Origin of the sequence: Thermogemmatispora sp., from assembly GCF_019683755.1 — a bacterium.
GTDB lineage: Bacteria > Chloroflexota > Ktedonobacteria > Ktedonobacterales > Ktedonobacteraceae > Thermogemmatispora.
On record NZ_JADGHT010000370.1, the window covers coordinates 1 to 4,308 of the forward strand.

The 4,308-nt window shown below is 64.8% G+C and carries 6 protein-coding genes and 1 riboswitch; all 6 genes read left to right on the plus strand.

Annotated features, from left to right (window positions below):
* Window positions 1-5 precede the first annotated feature (5 nt).
* Window positions 6-125: riboswitch (TPP riboswitch) on the plus strand.
* 140 nt (window positions 126-265) lie between these two features.
* A complete protein-coding gene (gene thiO / locus IRZ24_RS17315; RefSeq protein ID WP_297166958.1) occupies window positions 266-1,531 on the plus strand; it encodes a glycine oxidase ThiO in 1,266 nt (421 codons plus the stop codon).
* Window positions 1,528-2,313 (plus strand): thiazole synthase, encoded by a 786-nt coding sequence (locus tag IRZ24_RS17320; RefSeq protein WP_297166960.1) that lies wholly within the window; start codon window positions 1,528-1,530, stop codon window positions 2,311-2,313. The genes thiO and IRZ24_RS17320 overlap by 4 nt, the downstream gene beginning before the upstream one ends.
* A 27-nt stretch (window positions 2,314-2,340) precedes the next feature.
* On the plus strand, window positions 2,341-3,072 hold the full coding sequence (gene thiE / locus IRZ24_RS17325; RefSeq protein ID WP_297166962.1) for a thiamine phosphate synthase: 732 nt from the start codon (window positions 2,341-2,343) through the stop codon (window positions 3,070-3,072).
* Between the two features lie 50 nt (window positions 3,073-3,122).
* Window positions 3,123-3,356 carry a sulfur carrier protein ThiS gene (thiS, locus tag IRZ24_RS17330; protein WP_297166965.1) on the plus strand — a complete coding sequence of 78 codons (234 nt, stop codon included), beginning with the start codon at window positions 3,123-3,125 and terminating at the stop codon, window positions 3,354-3,356.
* A 42-nt stretch (window positions 3,357-3,398) separates the two neighbouring features.
* Entirely contained in the window at window positions 3,399-3,578 is a 180-nt protein-coding gene (locus tag IRZ24_RS17335; RefSeq protein ID WP_297166968.1) for a hypothetical protein, read from the plus strand.
* A gap of 225 nt (window positions 3,579-3,803) precedes the next feature.
* The coding region (locus IRZ24_RS19885; protein ID WP_366914327.1) for an HTTM domain-containing protein at window positions 3,804-4,308 on the plus strand (505 nt) is incomplete at its 3' end.

Sequence of the window (4,308 nt, forward strand, 5' to 3'; positions counted from 1 at the left end):
GCAAGGAAGGAAGCGAGGGGAGTCCGGAGAGCCGGGCTGAGAGTGCGACCCTGCAATGTCGCAGACCCTGCAGCAGACACCTGATCTGGATCATACCAGCGGAGGGAACGCTTTCTTTCTCCCATCGGCTCGCTGCCCGACGTGGAGGCAGCCACGTCACGCAGCGGGAGAGCGTCGACAAGAAGCCGTTTCCCGGCCCGTCTGGGGAAGCGGCCTTTTTTTATGGGCCGCCTGTTCTGTGCAAGGAAGAGGAAGGCAAGAGCCTATGCAACGGCGAACCTATGACGTGGTGGTAGTCGGAGCGGGCATCGTCGGCAGCGCCACGGCCTACCATCTGGCGCGGGCCGGGCAGCGCGTCGCCCTGCTGGACCGCAGCGGCATCGCTGCCGAAGCCTCAGACGCCGGGGCCGGCATGCTCACCCCGCTGGCCGAGGCCGGCGCCAGCGACCTGAGCGCTCCCCTCCTGCGCCTGGGTCTGGCTGGCCTACGCCACTACGAGCGCCTCGAAGCGCAGCTAGAGAGCGAAACCGGCATGTGGGCCGGCCTTGTCCACCTGCCGACCCTCTATCCCGCCTTCGACGACGGGCAGGCCGAAGCCTTACGCCGCGACCTGGCCGCCCTGCAGTCCCTGCGTCCCGAACTACGCTGGCTGGAAGCCGACGAAGTTCGCCAGCGCGAGCCACTGCTGGCCCCCAGCGTGCGCGGAGCCATTCTTTCGCCCGCCGAAGGCAACCTTGCCATCGGCCACCTCACGCGCCTGCTCGTGCGTGGCGCGCAATTGCACGGCGCCGAGCTGCTCATTCCGCGCAACGCCCTGGCCCTGCTCTGGGACGGTGCCCGCGTCCAGGGCGTTCTAACCGAAGAAGACCCCATTGAAGCCAGACATGTCGTCCTGGCGACCGGCGCTTGGAGCAGCGCCTGGTCTGATCGCGACCAGCAAGCGGGCGTCGTCTACCCGCTCAAAGGCCAGCTTCTCGCCCTGCGTCCCAGCGGTCAGCCCCTGCGCCACACCATCTACGCTGGTCCCCTGGGCTATCTCGTCCCCAAAGCCGACAGCAGCGTCTTTGTTGGCGCCACCTCCGAGCGGCGCGGCTTCGACAAAACGCCGACCGCTGGCGGCCTGATCCAGCTCCTGGAGGTCGTGCAGCGGGTGGCCCCTGCCCTGAAAGAGGCCAGCGTTGAACGCACCTGGGCCGGCCTGCGCCCCGTTTCTGTCGATGGCCTGCCCTTCATCGGCGAAGCGCCCAGCAGCCCCGGCCTCTGGCTGGCCGTCGGGCACGGGCGCGTCGGGGCCATCACCGGACCCGTCACCGGCTTCATCATCGCCGAGCTGATCCAGGGGCGGCCCGTCCCCTACGAGCTGGACCTGCGCCCCTTTGCCCCCGAGCGTCTCGGAACCTGGCGCCGCCGCCTGACCCCCCTCAGCACCGCCGGGGCTGGCGATCGCCAGCTCGAACTGTTCAGCCGGCCTGCCGAAGCCAGCCAAACTGTCGCCCAAGAAGACCAAGCAGACAGGAGAGAACGACCATGACAGAGGACCTGCTCACCATTGGCTCGCGGACCTTCCGCTCCCGGCTCCTGCTGGGCACGGGCAAGTACCGCAGCTTCGAAGAGATGCAACAGAGCCTGGAAGCCAGCGGCACCGAAGTCGTCACCGTGGCCCTGCGCCGCCTGGACCTCTCGCAGCCCGGGCAGCCGACCTTGCTCGACTATCTCGACACCGAGCGCTACACCATCCTGCCGAACACCGCCGGCTGCAAGACCGCCGAGGAGGCCATTCAGATTGCCCACCTGGCGGCGGCCATGGGCCTGCCGCGCTGGGTCAAGCTAGAGGTCATACCCGATCCCGACTATCTGCTGCCTGATCCCGTCGCCACCCTGGAAGCCACGCGCCAGCTCGTCAAAGAGGGCTTCGAGGTCCTGCCCTACATCAACGCCGACCCCGTCCTGGCCCGGCGCCTGCAGGATGCCGGCGCCGTCACCGTCATGCCCCTTGGCTCACCCATCGGCTCCGGTCAGGGGCTGCTCAACCTGCCGCAGATCCAGATCATCATCGAGCAAGCGCGCGTCCCCGTCATTGTGGACGCCGGCATCGGCGCCCCCTCGGACGCCGCCTTTGCGATGGAACTGGGGGCCGCCGCCTGCCTGATCAATACCGCCGTGGCCCAGGCCGGCAACCCTGTGCTGATGGCGCGCGCCATGAAGCTGGCCATCGAAGCCGGGCGGGCCGCCTTCCTGGCCGGGCGCATCCCGCGCCGTCCCCAGGCCGTGCCCAGCAGCCCCCTGACCGGCCTGGTCGGCAGCCCATCCTGAGCTGAGCTGAGCTGAGCGAGTGGCACGATGAGAGAGGAGAGCGCCCCAGCCGCAGGAGGCTGGCCGGAGTTCGTAGCGGCGCGCGGGCCGCTGCTCTGCCTGGTCACCGATGAGCGGCATCCGGCCTTGGTAGATATCGCGCGTCAGGCTCTAGAGGCGGGGATCGATCTCCTGCAGCTACGCGGTCCGGGGCTGTCGGCGGCCCGGCTCTACGAGCTGGCGACCATCCTGGAGCCGCTGGCGCGCCAGCATGGTGCCCGCCTGCTCATCAACGACCGCCTCGATGTGGCCCTGGCCGTCGGCGCCGACGGCGTTCAGCTCGGCAGGCGCTCGCTACCGCTGACCGCCGCCCGCGCTCTGCTGGAACGCTGTGGGCAATCCCTGCTCCTCGGCGCCTCGGTCCATTCGCTGGCCGAAGCGGAGGAGGCCGTCGCTGCCGGCGCCGATTACCTGCTGGCGGGCACCATCTTCCCCTCGCCCTCTCATCCTGGTGAGCGCGGGGCCGGCCCCGCGCTGCTGCAACAACTGCGCGCCCGCTGGCCTCGGCTGCCGCTGCTGGCCATCGGCGGCCTCAGCGCCGCCAACGCCGCCCAGGTCATCGCCGCCGGAGCCGACGGCATCGCCGTCATCTCGGCCATCTACGGCGCCGCCTCCGTGGCCCAGGCCGTCGAGGCCCTACGCCAGGCCCTGACTGCTGGCGCCCAGGCTCGCCGGCGGCCAGACCCGCCGGCGGTATCCCATAACAGTCCGGCGACCTGAAAGCCAGCCACAGAAAAGAGCAAGCAAGAAAGGAGGAAACACGTAGACCAATGGCAGAAGACGCAGCGTCCCAGGTGGAACTGATGACCATCGTCGCCAACGGCCAGCCCTGGCATGTCCCGCGCGAGAGCACCATCGCCGACTTTCTCGGCCAGCTCGCCCTGACGCCGGGCCGCGTCGTGGCCATGCTCGACGGCACCATTATCCCGCGCGAGCGCTTCGCCGAAACGCGCCTGCACGAGGGCTGTCGCCTGGAGCTGGTCACAATGGTCGGCGGCGGCTGAGCGGCTAGGCCCTGCCTCCCTCTGAGGTGGGGCCGCCCTTGATTGACAGCTTACCTGGTATCGTTGGCCGAAGATACCTCACGTGCCTCGCTGCGCATCGCTGAAACCTTCTCCCCCGAGATGCGGCTATACCGACGCAGGAGGGGCTACAGCGCCCTCTTCGTGGCAGGCAGAGATGAGGCTGCTGATGTCGCTGAGGTAGCCTGCGCCGATGATGAATAGAGTGCTGCTCCTCCAATTAAGTGAGACAGCCCTTTCAGGGAAAACTCCGCTGGCTACTTCACTACCCTGCTTCTCTCCGGGATGGCTTCCCCTCTTAACACTTGTAAATAGTACTATAGTAATATTGAATTTTTCATAGGCCTGTGCAATTATATTGCTATACCTGCCAGAAAGCAAATCTCTGGCTGCTCATGCCTGTGTGGACTGGTTCATAATGTTGCCGCTATAACTGTGATGTTCCAGTTATGCCTAATGTACCTTATCTCTTCCCTGGCAAAGGCCCAAGGTGTCCTCTGGTATCAGGGTACCGCTCTTTACTATGTACTGCGCGTTAGCGAGTTTTCTCTTCCTGCAGTCAGCCCCCTGATCTACAATAATGTGCTCCTGAGCTCCCTTCTTACCTACGCTACCCTTCTCTTCCAGGTCGCCTTCCCTTTCCTGATCTGGAATAAGTATACCAGGCCTTTTATGATTATAGGTGCTGTGCTTTTACATACAGCAATTGCCGTCGTTATGGGTCTATTCTGGTTCTCAGCCACAATGATTTCGGTGGATGTGATTTTCTTTGATGACAAATCATATCAGGCGTTTGCTCAGCGCTGTCAATCTCTGAAGGCCGCTCTTGAGAGGAGGGTCGCAAGTTATATCGATAGTCTCAGGTTAGCTCCCTGGGTGCAAAAGCAGAAATTTCTTGTGCTATACAATAATACATGTAATATATGTAATAAAT